The 15,791-nt window shown below is 35.7% G+C and carries 18 protein-coding genes; 15 read left to right on the top strand and 3 right to left on the bottom strand.

The window, feature by feature from the left end; all coding sequences use genetic code 11:
- Positions 1–49 precede the first annotated feature (49 nt).
- Both K0B81_06625 and K0B81_06620 read left to right on the top strand, forming a co-directional pair.
- Positions 50–262, top strand: coding sequence for a hypothetical protein (locus tag K0B81_06625; protein ID MBW6516272.1), 213 nt, complete (start codon positions 50–52; stop codon positions 260–262).
- 292 nt (positions 263–554) lie between these two features.
- Positions 555–812 carry a hypothetical protein gene (locus K0B81_06620; protein ID MBW6516271.1) on the top strand — a complete coding sequence of 86 codons (258 nt, stop codon included), beginning with the start codon at positions 555–557 and terminating at the stop codon, positions 810–812.
- Positions 813–826: 14 nt separating this feature from the next.
- On the opposite strand, the gene K0B81_06615 is transcribed toward K0B81_06620, so the two are convergent.
- The 3 genes from K0B81_06615 to K0B81_06605 are packed head-to-tail and all read right to left on the bottom strand — an operon-like array spanning position 827 to position 3,350.
- Positions 827–1,300 carry a copper resistance protein NlpE gene (locus K0B81_06615; protein MBW6516270.1) on the bottom strand — a complete coding sequence of 158 codons (474 nt, stop codon included), beginning with the start codon at positions 1,298–1,300 and terminating at the stop codon, positions 827–829.
- A gap of 13 nt (positions 1,301–1,313) precedes the next feature.
- Positions 1,314–2,996 (bottom strand): B12-binding domain-containing radical SAM protein, encoded by a 1,683-nt coding sequence (locus tag K0B81_06610; protein ID MBW6516269.1) that lies wholly within the window; start codon positions 2,994–2,996, stop codon positions 1,314–1,316.
- A gap of 33 nt (positions 2,997–3,029) precedes the next feature.
- Entirely contained in the window at positions 3,030–3,350 is a 321-nt protein-coding gene (locus tag K0B81_06605) for a septum formation initiator family protein (protein MBW6516268.1), read from the bottom strand.
- Positions 3,351–3,619: 269 nt separating this feature from the next.
- Between K0B81_06605 and K0B81_06600 the strand changes: the two genes are divergently transcribed.
- The 13 genes from K0B81_06600 to K0B81_06540 form a co-directional block, all read left to right on the top strand.
- Entirely contained in the window at positions 3,620–4,252 is a 633-nt protein-coding gene (locus tag K0B81_06600) for a nucleoside monophosphate kinase (protein ID MBW6516267.1), read from the top strand.
- Between the two features lie 23 nt (positions 4,253–4,275).
- Positions 4,276–5,979: a TrkH family potassium uptake protein gene (locus K0B81_06595; GenBank protein MBW6516266.1), complete on the top strand. Its 1,704-nt coding sequence runs from the start codon at positions 4,276–4,278 to the stop codon at positions 5,977–5,979.
- A gap of 71 nt (positions 5,980–6,050) precedes the next feature.
- The gene (locus tag K0B81_06590) at positions 6,051–6,761 is read left to right on the top strand and encodes a TrkA family potassium uptake protein (protein MBW6516265.1); all 711 of its coding nucleotides are present in this window, start codon (positions 6,051–6,053) and stop codon (positions 6,759–6,761) included.
- The gene (locus K0B81_06585; GenBank protein ID MBW6516264.1) at positions 6,758–7,537 is read left to right on the top strand and encodes a hypothetical protein; all 780 of its coding nucleotides are present in this window, start codon (positions 6,758–6,760) and stop codon (positions 7,535–7,537) included. The genes K0B81_06590 and K0B81_06585 overlap by 4 nt, the downstream gene beginning before the upstream one ends.
- A gap of 3 nt (positions 7,538–7,540) precedes the next feature.
- Positions 7,541–8,533, top strand: coding sequence for an RluA family pseudouridine synthase (locus K0B81_06580; protein ID MBW6516263.1), 993 nt, complete (start codon positions 7,541–7,543; stop codon positions 8,531–8,533).
- A gap of 405 nt (positions 8,534–8,938) precedes the next feature.
- Positions 8,939–10,150: a bifunctional 3,4-dihydroxy-2-butanone-4-phosphate synthase/GTP cyclohydrolase II gene (locus K0B81_06575; protein ID MBW6516262.1), complete on the top strand. Its 1,212-nt coding sequence runs from the start codon at positions 8,939–8,941 to the stop codon at positions 10,148–10,150.
- Between the two features lies 1 nt (position 10,151).
- Positions 10,152–10,922, top strand: a complete 771-nt coding sequence (locus K0B81_06570) for a TPM domain-containing protein (protein ID MBW6516261.1) — start codon at positions 10,152–10,154, stop codon at positions 10,920–10,922.
- Between the two features lie 349 nt (positions 10,923–11,271).
- Complete coding sequence (locus K0B81_06565) at positions 11,272–11,568, top strand: hypothetical protein (GenBank protein ID MBW6516260.1); 297 nt, start codon at positions 11,272–11,274, stop codon at positions 11,566–11,568.
- 20 nt (positions 11,569–11,588) lie between these two features.
- Positions 11,589–12,857 (top strand): TolC family protein, encoded by a 1,269-nt coding sequence (locus K0B81_06560; protein MBW6516259.1) that lies wholly within the window; start codon positions 11,589–11,591, stop codon positions 12,855–12,857.
- 42 nt (positions 12,858–12,899) lie between these two features.
- The gene (locus K0B81_06555; protein ID MBW6516258.1) at positions 12,900–14,015 is read left to right on the top strand and encodes an efflux RND transporter periplasmic adaptor subunit; all 1,116 of its coding nucleotides are present in this window, start codon (positions 12,900–12,902) and stop codon (positions 14,013–14,015) included.
- Positions 14,016–14,030: 15 nt separating this feature from the next.
- Positions 14,031–14,408 carry a hypothetical protein gene (locus tag K0B81_06550; protein MBW6516257.1) on the top strand — a complete coding sequence of 126 codons (378 nt, stop codon included), beginning with the start codon at positions 14,031–14,033 and terminating at the stop codon, positions 14,406–14,408.
- Positions 14,409–14,500: 92 nt separating this feature from the next.
- Positions 14,501–15,238, top strand: coding sequence for a hypothetical protein (locus tag K0B81_06545; GenBank protein MBW6516256.1), 738 nt, complete (start codon positions 14,501–14,503; stop codon positions 15,236–15,238).
- 208 nt (positions 15,239–15,446) lie between these two features.
- On the top strand, positions 15,447–15,791 hold a 345-nt coding region (locus K0B81_06540), incomplete at its 3' end, for a hypothetical protein (protein ID MBW6516255.1).

Below are 15,791 nucleotides of genomic sequence, written 5' to 3'. Positions count from 1 at the left end.
AGTTTTATAAAGAGTCCTTTTTATTTTTCAATTTGTCAGGAGGTTTATTATGTTGCATGGACGAAAATCTACGCCGCAGAATTTGGCTAAGAAAAAAAGAAATTGTCGGATCACATTCAGACTTAACGAGAATACGGTGTCTGATTTCAAGAAAATTGCCCAAGCAAAACACATATCACTTGATAACTTGGGTAGAGAAGCGGTAGATGATTTTTTGAAAAAGAACTTAGGGTTTATAAAACGAAGCTTATCTAAGATGTGATCACTTGACTTAGGTTAGATGATCAGTTCTTAGTTGTTTATGATTGAAATCTTCCTGCGAACTTGTATCTACTAATCTTATCTGTTGCACAGGTGATTTATCTTTACGCATCGATATTTTAATTCTGAGTATATCTCTTTTTTTACCCTTAGGGAATCCTATAGTCGGTCGGGAGCCGACTATAGGACTCCCTAATGGTATATCTCTGCTTGTTCAAAGCTTGACAATCTTTCCTTGAATCCGATATATGATCTATGGATAGAGTAATATATAAAGGGGAAGTTTATTACTGATGCACACCGGAAAGATACTCACTATATACTGTAAATGTGGTTTCAGGCTGTTTCGCTATTATAAAGCTGGAAAAGGCAAGATCATCAAGTGTTTTGTTAATAGATTAGAAGAGGATTTTGTCGGGATTAAAGGTTATGAAACACAGAGTAAGCCCCTCTGCCCGCAATGTCAGAAAGAGCTCGGCATTATAATGATGGTTCGCGGAGAACCAGCACTCAAATTAAATCAGGGAACTATACAACCAATCAGGGTTTAAGTTCGAATTTCTTCTTACTCTAAGTCGATTTGTTTATTTAATATATACATATCGGCTAATTCGCCGGTAATTCTTTTACCTTCCAGATCGAGTTGGATCAGATAGTTTTCGGAGACAAAATATTGATTAGCTCCCTCTACCCCTTGTAGAGTGATCGTGTTTCCTGTTTCATTCCAAACAAATGAACCGCGTGCTTCATAAACTTCACCTTCTCCTTTTCCCAGATAGATATAGTTCTTCACGAAAGTACTATCATAAGTAATTTCAAGATTCATCAAAATACCGTCACAGTCAGCACAAGGTAACACTCCGCTGTATCTTCCGGCATAATCGAGAGAGTTACGTGCATTATGATGGTCATAATAATACTCTTGTTCTTCTATAGGTTCAACGTCAGGTGATTGAGTTTGCCTGCCCAGATAGAACAATATTCCGATAGCAATGATAATGATCAATATTAATATCGCCCATAAAATCATCTTCTTCATATAGACCTCCTTTTTACATGTCTGATATTTTTGAAAAGTTAATAATGATTTCACTAACCACATTGTGTGGGTATTTAATGAATAAGATAACATCATTTTTATGAATCAGATATTGTTTCTGAAATTTTTCGGTTTGTGGTACAAAAAGATTACCTCTGTGAATTTGTTTTTTTTCAACTTCATATTCCAGACAAAGATCATCTAAATATTGCTTTAAATATCTTTTCCAGAGACCTTGAATTCTGCTTAATTCAGGTGTTAATAAGAAGTCAGGGTAATATTGCAACCCTGAACTTGAGCATAAATCCCATCTCAAGCAATCTAAGATGAACTCGTAATTGGAGTTGTAGTATGAAGAAGTGAATCCTCCTATTAGAGTGGCAGTCTTTACCCAATCTTTCTGCCAAGGGGGAACATTTTTCTCTGCCCAGAATTTCACAAGCTTTAAATAGAGATCAAAAGGGCTATCTACCAGTTTGATCAAGTTCTGTAAGGTCCTGGTAAAACGTTGAGAATTATAAAGATTGTTCACCAGATGTTCGATTTTCTGGAGAGTGTTTAACTCAGTAAAAGAAATCCACCTGTTAGCTAATATCCTATATGGTGCATCTTGCTGATAAACTAGATCATAGGTTGGGGCTTTTTCTTCCATAACCGTGCCGGGGAGTACTTTTAACATTCCCGGTTGAAAGTGATCGGGTTGCAGTGAATAGATCTCATTAAATGATTTCTGAGCTATATCATAAGTCTCATAGGGTAAACCAAATATCAAATCGAGATGGATCGGTATAGAAGTTTCTCGGATTAAACGAGCTATATTTTCTTTTATAAGATACCACTCACCACTTCTGCAAATCTCTTTTAAGGTCTCGGTATGGGTTGATTGCACACCTATTTCAAATTGGAAAAGATTGCTCGGAACTTTTTGGAGTATTTCGATATCCTGCTCTGTGATAAGAGAGGGGTTAATCTCAAAATGAAAACGGGTAAACGGTTTCTTATCCATCAGAAAAGACCAAATACTACGGGCATGTTCGGCATTTGCATTAAAAGTCCGGTCAACAAATTTAACGAGAGATACTTTTTGATTAATAAAGAAAGCCAGTTCCTTCTTTACGAGATGCAGATCCCTTAATTCTAAAGAGGTCTCTTGTCTTGAAGAGAGACAATACGTGCAGCTATAAGGACAACCTCGGCTGCTTTCGTAATAGATTATTCTATCTTTAAATGAAGCAATGTTTTTCTCAGAATATGGAAAAGGTATATCATTTATAGAATAATTGTTTTGATGAACAATTTTATCAGGTAAGTCAAATTGTTGATCTAATAGATGTTGCCAACTCTGCTCTCCCCCACCGGTTATAATGTAATCAATTGAACTATAAGAATCCAACCACTCTTGAGGATTATAACTGACTTCCGGACCTCCTAAGATGACCTTGATCCGGGGAAGCACTTTTTTTATGTCGTTTAGGATTTCTTTAACGAGTTTAGAATTCCAGATGTAAACAGAGAAGCCAACTATATCAGGTAGATAATCATCAATAGCTGTTAAAATATCATAAGAGCTTTGAGAGATATTAAATTCAGCAATCGAGGATTCAGCTTTTGTGGTGGTTAGTTGATTTAAGTAAAGCAAGGCAAGATTAGTATGTACATACCTAGCATTAATAGCAACAAAGAGTATTTTTTGCATTGAGAGTTTCTATGATCTCGAGAAGAAATACAATCAATCTTCTTTATCACGAATGATTATTACCGTTTCGCCTATCCGTTTCATTCCAAGTTCCCGTGCTTCTTCTTCTATCGCTTCCGGATCATTCTCGAGTCTTTCGATCTTTTCTCTCAATTCTTCATTATCTAATCTGACTTCAGTTATTGCTTGTTGATATAGTTTGTGCTCACGTCTTGTCTGCCAATAACTCAAGAGATTATATCTCGTAAAAAAGAGTGTATAGATCAGGATAGAAACGACAATTACCCAGTAAGAATACTTCTTAACCTTTTTCTTATTCTTTTTAGAGATATCTTTCCGCTTTATAGTATCCATTCCGTCCTCTCTTTGTAACTAAGATATAGTTAAATCCTGTAATATATTTCAATCCTTTTGTCAAAGAAAATAATCATAACGCTTAAGTTTAAGTTTTTAACTAGAATGACTGGTATCCAGTAAAAAAAATGAGACTAATGTTAGGTTACTTTAAATATTATCGGGCAAAACTACCAGTAAAGTGTCCGTAAAATATCTTGACTTTTTACTATGATTTCTATTTCATATCTTTTTTTAGGATAAGGTATCTGGAGAAGGAGGAAGCTATAGTGCTGAACTTAGTTTTTTTTGGTGTTCAGGGAAGTGGAAAAGGAACGCAAGCGGGATTACTAAAAAAGAGATATGATTTCGATCATATTAGTATCGGAGCTTTACTCCGTGAGAATATGGCTCAAAAAACAGAATTGGGCAACAAAATCACAAAATATATGTTGGCGGGAGAATTGGTGCCTGATGAGTATATTTTTACCCTTATTGAAGATATTTTACACCCTGAAGCTCAGGGAATAATATTTGATGGTTTCCCGCGAACATTAAGACAGGCAGAATACATGGAAGAGAGGATTCCGGTCAATTATGCTATATTCTTTGATTTAGACGATGATACGGCAATCAAACGACTCACTGCCCGACGTGTTTGTACGAACTGTGGAAAAGACTATAATTTGCTCATAAAACCCCCTAAAAATGAAAACAAATGTGATGTTTGTGGTGGAAAACTGATCCAAAGAAATGATGATCACGAAGAGGCAATAGTTAGACGAATAAATATATTTCATGAAAGGACAAAACCATTGATAGATTTCTTCAAAAAGAGAAGTAAGCTCGTTCATATAGATGCTTCGGATCCTCCCGAAACAATATTCCGGAATTTGACCGAAAGTATCAATCTAGAAAAATGATAAGTCTTTTTACCCTAAGATAGATGAAGAATAGTTATTGGCGTTTCCTAAAAGGGATAGGTTACTTATCCGATAATTTGCTCAATATATATGCGATAATAAATGTCGTTCTGCTTATTCTCTATAACTACCTCAATCAACTACCTTCTTATCCTTATATTAACAGTGTTTATACAGAATTGACCATTTATCTGCTGATAGTTAATTTTATCAGCCATATAATGATTAATAGATTCTCGATCTTAAGTTTGAGAACTCGTATCCCTGATATAATCTTAATATTACTGGGATTGAGTTTAAGCCAGCAACCTTATATTTTTCAATTACTTATTATTGGAAGACAAATTGTTATTTTAGGGCATAGATACACTAAGAATATCTATCAATGGAAGAGATTCAAGAATATCACTGATAATGCAGCAATTTTCGTTTTGATTAGTTTTTTTATCGCCATCATGATCGGAACCCTGCTTTTATTACTGCCCATATCAACTGCAGAAGGTAATAGCACTAATTTTGTCGGAGCTCTTTTCACTTCAACTTCGGCTACCTGTGTTACCGGACTGATTGTCTATGACACCGGAACTCATTTTACTCTCTTTGGTCAGGTCATTATCCTGTTACTGATCCAGATTGGTGGGCTGGGTATCATGACAATATCGACTTCTTTTGCTATTCTAACTGGTCAGAGATTAACTTTCCGCGGTGAAAAGATCATGCAAAGCGTCTTTGAAGAAAGAAGTCGTTTTGATATGTTGAGATTAATTAGAAATATTGTGCTAGTAACGATTATCTTTGAGTTTATCGGTGCTATTTTCTTATATTCGGCATTTTCAGGCAGATACGACTCAACATCTAATGCTGTATATTCAGCCATCTTTCATTCTATCTCTGCTTTTTGTAATGCCGGTTTTAGTCTTAATCCCGATAGTTTTGCCTTGTATAAAAGCCATATTGGAATCAACATCACAATGATGTTACTCATTATTTTTGGAGGATTAGGATTTAGTGTATTAGTTGATATAAAGAGAAATTTGCTCGATAAGGTTCGTCCAGTTCGTTTCTCTCTCCACACTAAATTAGTTTTAATAACTACTATAGCTCTTATCTTATTGGGCTTTTTCTTGTACTTTGTTTCGGAATATAATCACTCTATGGAATCTTTTTCTTTGAAAGAGAGATTTTTTGGTTCCCTTTTCCAATCTGTTACAACTCGTACTGCAGGATTTAACACTGTCGATGTGACTCAATTTAGTAAGTCTTCTGTTTTTATCTCTGTGGTGCTGATGTTTATTGGTGCATCTCCCGGTTCTACCGGAGGCGGTATTAAAACAACAAGTTTTGCTGTAATAATTCTCTCTGTCATGGCAATTCTCTCCAGTAACAGAGATGTTATCGTCTTTAAAAGAAAGATCTCCGACAATCTTATCAAACGAGTTATGGCGTTGATTGCTATTTCTATCCTGTTATTATTCATAATCATCTTTTTCTTAATGCTTATTGAGCCCTTTGCCTTTGAACATATTATGTTTGAAGCTTTTTCTGCTTTTGGTACCGTTGGTTTGTCTATGGGTATTACTCCCTATCTTTCACAGACAGGACGGATATTGATAACTATCCTGATGTATTTTGGTCGAATAGGACCGTTAACTTTCATCTTCGCCCTCTCCAGAGCTAAAGTTCAAACAGATTACATGTATTCGGAAGAAAAGGTATCTGTTGGTTAATGAATTGATATATTGACAAAAACTCTGTTATTACTTAGTAATCTATTTTCGATAAACAGGAGATATTAAAGATGAGAAAATTTGCCGTGATTGGTTTAGGTAAGTTCGGATATACAGTAGCTACAACCTTATTTGAAAACGGTTCTGAGACAATAGCCATCGACAATGATGAGAAGAAACTGGAAGAATTACGTGGACGAGTTTCTGCTACTGTGAAGATGGACTGTACTGATGAGCAGGCACTTAAAAATATCGGTATTACTGATGTTGACGTAGTCATATTGGCTGTAGGAGAAGTTGAGACCAGTGTTTTAACAAGTGCTATTCTCAAGAAATTGGGTGTTGTTAATATTCATGCTAAGGTTGATAGTCAATTACATGCCAGAATTTTAGAAATAATCGGGGTCAAAAATATTCATTTCCCGGAAAAACTTGTGGGAGAACAATTAGCTCATACCCTGCTCTCACCTAATGTGTTGAACTATGTTAATCTCAGTTCCGGACACTGTATTACCGAATTAGCAGTTCCCGATTTCTATATCGGTAAAACACTGCAACAACTCAATCTTCCGAATGAGAAAAATATCCATGTTGTAGCGATTAAATATACAGATATGCGAGTTGCAGAAGATGGCGAGAATATAATTGAAACTAAAGTAAATGATTTACCAGGTGCCAATGATGTAATCAAAGAAGGGGATGTTCTTATTCTACTTGGACCAACAACTAATGTTAGTGAGCTTATCAAAGAGGTTACACCGGATATGGGGTTATCAATATGAAGATATCAATAAAAAAAAGAATATCTGTTTTCTTGTTTATAATACTACTTTTAGCACTAATACAATATGTTCTTGTCAGCATCACTATTAATCAATCGAGAGAGATTAGTTTAACAGTCAGAGAAATTTCTACAATAATGTTGATCTTTCTTTTAGCACAAACTTTTCTAGTGATCATCCTGATCTCTTTTCTCCCCAGTTACTTGAAGAAAATGCTCAATGCTGTTGAAAGTATTATCAATGAAATCTCTCGAGGTAGCTATAACCAGAGTATAGATCTGGAAGAATACCGTAAATCATACGATAAGGAGTTAGTTGAAGTCGTTGATTCGATAAAAAAGATGCTGATTATTATACTTAAATTTGATGGTATGAAGAAGGAGAAAATTCAAGAACAGAGAAGCAGAATAGTTGCCTTGCTAAATCTCACTGAAAATGGTTTTATGATAGTGAATCAAAAAGGTGATATTATCTATACAAACCATCTGATAAAAGAACACTTCCCAACTATGACCGAGGATAGTAATATTATCGAATTAAACTTCGGCTTAGAAATAGACAACAATATCAAGAACTACGTTACCAGCATTGTTAAAACACAGTCTAAGGCAAGACAGAAGCAATTCTATATGGATTCAATGAAAAGACATATCACAGTTCGTGACGAATTAGTTCGTGATGCTAATGGTAATTTTATCGGTGCCGTCATAGGTATTTTTAATCTTGAGAAAAAAGGGGTGGAGAAGTTGAGAGAAGAGACAGAGAAACAGAAATAAAATATGAAATATATTTATGATTCTAAGACTGTTCTAAGAATTGATAAATACCTTGCTGAATTAGGTATTGAAGAGCTCTACTCCCGTTCATTTATTAACAAACTCATTGATAGCGGCCAAATAACTGTCAATTCTCAAAAAATCAAGAAAAGCTATTTGCTGAATGAAAACGATGTTATTGATATCAAAATCCCTCCTCCGATAGAAAAGCAGATAAAAGCAGAGCCAATTCCATTAGATATTGTCATGGAAGATGATTTTTTAGCTATAATCAACAAACCGCCGGGAATATCAGTACATCCTGCTCCAAATCAATCCTCTGGCACTATTGTCAATGCTATTATAAACCACTTCGGACAAAATATGCCCTATCTGGATAATCCTGCTCGCCCCGGGATAGTTCATCGCTTAGATAAAAATACTTCCGGGCTGTTGATTGTTGCCAAAGATGATAAAACCCTCTCGAAACTCAGTAGAGCTTTCTCGGAGAGAAAGATCAAGAAGCATTACCAAGCAATATTGATTGGCATTCCTAAATCATTCGAAGGATCTATTAAAACCCTCATAAATAGAAATAAAAAAGAACGGATAAAAATGTCGGTTGCTCAAAAAGGAAGAGAAGCCATAACCAACTACCGAATTCTTAAGACATTTGAGTTTTTCTCTTTGGCTGATATTATGCCTGTTACGGGCAGAACACATCAGATAAGAGTACATTTTGATTACATTAATTGTCCCATTGCCGGTGATGAAGTTTATGGTAAGAATAAGAAGATGTCCCATTTACCAATTCATCTTCGAAAAAGAGTATCATCCTATTTTGATAAACATTTGCTTAGGCAAGCTCTACATGCCTATAGATTAACATTTATCCACCCAATCACCAAACAAGTTATAGATCTAGAAATTGATTTACCTACTGACATGAAAAACATGATAGATTGGCTGGCATCACAATTTGAGACCTATATTCCAAATTTGGATAATACTCTGTAATAATACAAGATAATCAAGTATCCTCCGACTCATTTGCTTCACCAATAAACATTTGACAAATACAGGTTGTTTAGAAGAAAGTTTATGATTAGAATAATGAACGAATGATCCCATAAGTTGTTAACTAACAAATAATTATGGTATTAAGTTAGCAACCGGACATTCATGAACAACAAACTTTAAGGAGTTTTTTATGGAGTGTCAAAACAAAGAACAAAATCTCAAGAAATGCAACTGCTCTTATCCCTGTTCCAGAAAAGGTATCTGCTGTGAGTGTATGAGTTATCATCGAAGTATGAACCAGCTACCTGCTTGCTATTTTTCTGATAAAGATGAAAAGACATATGACAGATCTATTAGCTTTTTTATGAGACAAAACAGATAGTTAAGAAGAGAGAATATTAAATGGATAAGCATTTCTCTACTATAGCGGAAGCAGTTAAAGAGATAAAACAGGGTAATCTGATCATCGTTGTGGATGATGAAGCAAGAGAAAACGAAGGAGACTTGATCGGTGCAGCAGAGCTAATAGACTCGGCAAAAGTTAATTTTATGATCACCTATGGGAAAGGTCTTCTTTGTGTTCCAATGATGGCTGAGAGATTATATGAGCTTGATATTCCCTTAATGACTGATAAAATTGCTGACAGACATCATACTAAATTCACCGTATCTGTTGATGCCAAAGAAAAGACTACTACAGGGATCTCTGCAGCAGAAAGAGCTCATACTATTCGTTTGCTCTCAGATCCTAATTCCCAAACTTCTGATTTCGTAAAACCTGGTCATATTTTCCCTCTCATGGCTGAGAAAGGTGGTGTCCTTAAACGTGCCGGACATACTGAAGCAGCAGTAGATTTAGCGATACTTGCCGGTTTACAACCAGTAGGAGCAATCTGCGAAATCATCAAAGAAGATGGAGAAATGGCTAGACTCAACGACCTGATACCTTTTGCTAAGCAACATAATCTCAAGATAATTACCATAGAAGAACTTATCCGCTATCGGAGAAAGACAGAATCTCTTGTAGAAAAAGTAGCTGAAGCAAAGTTGCCGACCTGCTATGGTGATTTCCAAATCTTAACTTTCAAGAGTACAATCTCTGACGAATATCATATTGCTCTGGTAAAAGGTGAGATCAAACCGCAGGATGATGTCCTTGTGCGTGTTCATTCTGAGTGTTTAACCGGAGATGCCCTCTACTCTTTACGTTGCGATTGTGGGGCTCAATTAGCCAAAGCATTCAAAATGATCTCCGAAGAGGGTAAAGGAGTAATACTTTATATGAAACAAGAGGGGCGTGGTATTGGTTTAATCAATAAGATCAAGGCCTATCATCTTCAGGATCAGGGCAAGGATACGGTTGAAGCAAATATTGAACTTGGCTTTCAGGCAGATTTGCGGGATTATGGGATTGGAGCACAAATATTGAAAGAGTTAGGTATAACTTCCATAAGGTTATTGACAAATAACCCTAAAAAACTGATTGGTTTACAAGGATACAATCTGCAGATCAAAGATAGAGTACCCATTGAAATTGATATGAATAAAGAAAACGAAAATTATTTAAAGACCAAGAAAAATAAATTAGGACACCTGTTGAACAATGTTAAGTAGAATCAAATACCCTCTTTTGTTAATTATATTAATTCTTATAGCGGTTTGTTTTTTGCTACCCAGCGAGTTAAATGCTGTTACGTATCCTGAACCAAGAGGATGGGTAAATGATTATGTGGGAAAACTGACTCCGCAAACACAAAGAACACTGCTCAATCTTATTACAGAGGTAAAAGAAAAGACAAACTTCGAGATAGCGGTTGCGATCATTCCCAGTCTAAAAGGTGAAGATATCAATAATTATGCTAATATTCTTTATCAGAGATGGGGTATTGGCTCTAACAGAGATGAAGGTGCTCTGATTTTAGTAGCTGTTGAAGACCGGTGGGTAAGGATCGAAACCGGTTATGGTGCTGAAGGGTTTATCCCTGACGGAATGGCTGGTGAAATTAGAGATGTTTACATTGTACCTAGTCTTTCTCGTGATGATTATGATCAAGGGATTTTGAGTGGGGTTGCTGCTATTGCTTCTCTAGTTGCCAGAGAGTATAATGTCGAATTGACAGGGTTGGCAGCTTTTGAACATTTAAGAGGTGAAGAGGAAGTCTCCCCCCTATCGGGTTTAGTAGTACTAGCCTTCTTTATTTTCCTGATCATCGTTACTAAAGGTCGGATCATTCCTTGGTTGTTTATCTTTGGAATGTCTGGTCGTGGTTTTGGAGGAGGAGGTTTCAGAGGAAGTTCGCGCGGAGGCGGTTTCGGCGGTTTTGGTGGTTTCGGCGGTTTTGGAGGAGGAGCCAGTGGTGGAGGCGGAGCTGCTGGTAGGTTCTAATCTTATGAGTACCATTCGAAACTTTTTGCTTTTTTCTCATCCCCGTAACCTTTATGAAGGTTAGTTCATGATATTTCTCAAAGCTTTACTATTTGTACTTTTAAACCTAGGTATGGGTTATCTCCTTGTCTTTACTATGAGATCTCTTCTTTTTTATCCGGAAAAAAAGATCTATATAGGCCGGATTCATATTCCACTAACTCCGGGTCTTATCTTTTATCTAAAAAATCTTATCATACAAAAGCTCTACAAATTACTCCACGATTTCTTAAATGACTGTGAAAATCTCGAGACAGATAGCAGGATATCAAAAATAGAACATGATATCTATACAAAAATTTGGGACAGAATGAAATTTCTCGATGAATATCGTTTTTTACCTCATTTTGTTAAGCGTAATATCCAAAACCTGGTCGCTCAGATTGTCTTTGAACTCACTCGTTACTTCATAAGAACATTTATTCCCTATTTAATGGAAAGATACAATATTGAAAGTTACATAGTTCTTTTAGAGAGAAAGGGGGATATTTCAATACTAAAAGCGTATTATAACAAATATATCTATAGATATTTGCTCTACTTCTCTTTAATATTCTTCTTTTTCACCGGTATTTTTAATATGATCATCTATTTAATCATCAGATAAACACAAGGAGATCTACAACAATGACTATAACAAGATTGATAAACTTATCGATTGCTTCCATTATTCTCTTCTCTATATTTCTGACGAGTCAGATATCTGCCAAAGAGATCCAATATGATCTATATGAATTGATTGAGCTAGGATTACAGCAATCAATCCCTTTTCAAACAGAAATGCTACAAAATAAGAACATCTATTCTTCCTTATTATCAACTTATTTGGATTTTTTACCAAACGCTTCTGTCAGTGCGAGCCGAAGTTTAATTGATGATCAACCTAAAAGTGCTGGTTTTTATCTCTCCAAGAGCATCTCTCTTAATGAACCAACATATTTTAATTGGCGCCGAGCAAATATTGATTGGCAGAATGCCCGCTTAGATATTGAAGAGAATCGTAAAAGTACCGTTTTCGAGATCTTCAGCAGATATATCAGAGTACTGGAAGCAGTCAAACGAGTAGAAATACAGAGAACTAATCTGGAAATTCAGGAAAAGATCTATGAGCAGGTTGAGCTGTTATTTAACCAACAACAGCGAGCACTGATAGACCTGAAACAGAGCGAAATAGCTTTAATCAATGCCCAAATATCATTAGAAAACGCTGATATTCAGTATCGACAAGCTCGAGAAAATCTCTTTCTCTATCTTAACATCGAAGATCTGGGTTATGATCTGAGTGAACCGATCTTGAGCATAACAGAAGTGGAATATGAATACGAGTCTCCAGTAGCTCTAATTCAGGCAGAGAATAACCTAAGAAAAAGCTCTATTTCACTCTGGCAGACACGATTAGACTTTCTACCATCTTTAAGTATCTCATACAGTTATAATTATAGTTACCCAGGATTACCATATTCAGACGATCTTTTTGCTTTTGATAAGTATCGGGATTCATACACCCTTTTTCTTAATGCTTCATATTCTCTCTTCAATCAACTGCAACATAGGCAGGTCTATTATCGCAATCAAAGAAATCTCAGAATACAGGAGATGCAGTATGATTATCTCTCTAATAGTAAAGAACGCCAATTCGGACAATTGATGAGAGAATGGGAAAATGAGAACAAAATATACGGTTTATCTGAACGAAGATATGAACTCGCTTTAGATAATCTTGATATGGCGCAGGAGATGTTCAATCTTGGAATAATGAGTCTTTTAGAACTTGATCAGGTCACTAGTGACTATCTGGAAGCAGAAATAGATTTGAGTTCTCGTTATTATCAATTATTGATCAAGCAGGAAGAGATAAATCTCTTTTTATCTCGTAGAATCCTTGACAGATGGTGATGAATTTATTGATGGTTATATATTAAATCTTGAGGATTTCAAATGAAAAAATTCTTGATCATTATTGGGATTATTATCATAATTATTGTCATTATTAGCTTTGCTTTCAGAGGGAAACAGACCGGCGAACATCAACAAACGGTTCGTTCTGTAGAAGTTAGAAAAGGGTCTATTAGTGTAGTTCTGGAAGAGACAGGTGAAATTCAACCTATACGCGAAATCGATATTAAGTCGAGAATCAGTGGGAAAGTTATCAAGTTTTTTGTTGATGAAGGTGACTTTGTTAATAATGGGGACATCATAGCTGAGATTGAACCCGATTTTAATCAGGCCAACCAAATTGCCAATATTAGAAACAATCTTCATCTATCCAGAATCAGATTAGATAATGCTCAAAAGGATTATGATCGTAAACAGACTCTCTTTGAAAGACAATTTATTGCCAAAGATGAAGTTGATAATGCTCTTGATGATCTAGAAACAGCCACTATAAATTATCAAAGTGCATTACAGCAATTTGAACTCATTCAAGAGATAGATACTGAAGGTAACGTCTCCCGCATTTTCTCTACTGCTTCCGGTACCGTTATCCAGAAGATGGTAGAGGAGGGAGAGATGGTCATATCTAGTACAAGTTCTTTCTCTGACGGTACAGTTATCGTTAAGCTTGCCGATCTCAATCAAATGGTAGTTAACTCCTTCATCAATGAAGTGGATATCGCCAAAGTATATCTCACCCAACAGGCCAGAATACAAGTAGATGCCTTCCCGTATGAAACCTTTACAGGGGTAGTATCGAAGATTGGAGCTATGGCTGTTACACGAAATAATGTTAAGGTATTTCCTATAGAAATCCGAATCATTGAAAGGGAAACCCCACTAATGCCCGGTATGACTGCTAATGTCACAATTTTTGGAGAAACCAAAGAAGATATAATTGTTATTCCCATCAGAGCGATTTTTAGTGATGAAGAGGGACAGGATATAGTTTATAAGGTAGTTAATGATTCCATTTCAACTGGTACTTTGATAAAAACAGGAATAAACGATTTTCAACAGGTTGAAATAATAGAGGGCTTGGCAGAAGGGGAAAAAGTATCATTAATTGAACCTTCTGCTACTGGGCAACAACAACGCCCAGCATTTATTGTACATTAAACCCGGGAGGTTAATATGAAGAGACGAAGTTATTTACTACTTATTGCATTATCAATCTTGATTGCTTTCTCGCTGATGAGTTGTGCTCGCAAGATGAGTGATGCAGATTATGAAAAAATCTCAGAGGATTATACTGAAGAATTTTTTCAAAGAATGATGGCTCGAGAAACAACAGAAATGGATCTTGAGCAAGAGGACTATGCTTACTTACTACTTGATGAAGTAGCACAGAGATCCGGTTATGACGCTGATACGTATTTAAAAAAGGCAGAAGAGTTAGGAGAAGATTGGGACGATATTTACGATAGAATCGATGCCCGTATAAATCAGGAGTACCAAAGAATGCTCCAACAAATGGAAGAAGAAGATATTACTGAAGAGTTAGAAAAGTAGTCTTTTTTATTTCAAAACATAATTTTTTACTCTAAACCTTTTTCGAGTTAGAGAACTATACAATTGATATAGATACTAAAGGAGTAACTAAAATGCGGAAGTTATTATTTATCGTAGTTGTAATGATTGCAGTATGGAGTTTAAATGCCGAAGAAAATGTGATGCAAAAGTTTATGGAATTCAATCAGGAAAGAACAGAAGAGAGCATGATCAATGCAATCAACTATTATCATTCTCAGCTGGAATTAGATCCTGAGAATTACCAAATTCCACTGCTACTTTCCTACATACACTATCTGGAATTGAATAAATACATTATGTTTTTGCATGATAATATTGATTCTTTGGCATTAGGTACAAAATTCCAATTTGCCAACCTCCTGCTCAGTTTAAATCAATACGAACAGAGCATTGAGATCTATAGCATAATCAACGATGATGCTCCTCAATGGTCTTGTCCATGGCGACATAAAGGTGAAGCTTATTTCTATGCTGATAATCTGAAAGAGGCGGAAATTGCCCTCAGAAATGCTATAGAAACGCGAATAGAACACTATGACGCTTATGTCTGGTTGGCTCTTGTCCAAAAGAAGATGGAAAGATATACCGATGCTCTGGAAACGTTAAAGATCGGACTTTCATATTACGGTAAAGATATTGAAGATCCGGATGTAGAGCTTGATTCTCTCGATGTTAAATTTCTTCTGCTTGAGCTTTATGAAAAGAACCAGAGAATAGAAGAGTATGAGACGATTAGACAAGAATTGCTGCAAAAAGCACCCGGTGATCCGCGCTGGGAAGGTGTTAAAGAACTCGGAGCTATACATTGATTCTAACTCAGGGATAACAGACAAGATTAATTATTTCTGTTGTTTTTGCATAAAAAGTACAACTAAGCCCTAATACTCGACTTATACATTGATAATCTTTTTGTTTGAAAAGAAACTTCAACTTTATTTGCTCGTTCTTTCTAAGAAATAGAGGTGAATTTTGACTTGAATTATGTAAATGATTAGATAAAAAAATAGAGAGGATGTAATGAAATTTTGGAACATTTTTTTGATAACATTGTTTGTGTTATCTCTATTCAGTATTAACCAAATAAGTAGCACGGAAAGAATGGTAATTCGTTTTCTGGAACCCGACCAGGAGTTAGTCAACTATTGTTTAAAAGAAGAATATGATATTTCTTCATATCGACCTGGTGAGTATCTTGATTTGGTAGTTAGTGGAGACCAGTTACAATATTTTCAGAACTTGGGGTATGAACCAATCATAACTCAGACTGAAGATCGTCTGAAGAATAATCTCCAATTGCGAGATACCCGTATTGACGGTTACCGAACTTATAATGATGTACTGGATGAGATCCAAACTCTTGCT

Source organism: Candidatus Cloacimonadota bacterium (genome assembly GCA_019429305.1).
Classification (GTDB): Bacteria; Cloacimonadota; Cloacimonadia; order Cloacimonadales; family JAJBBL01; genus JAHYIR01.
The sequence above is the reverse complement of the archived record's forward strand: the minus strand, read 5'-3'. Positions and strand labels throughout refer to the sequence as shown.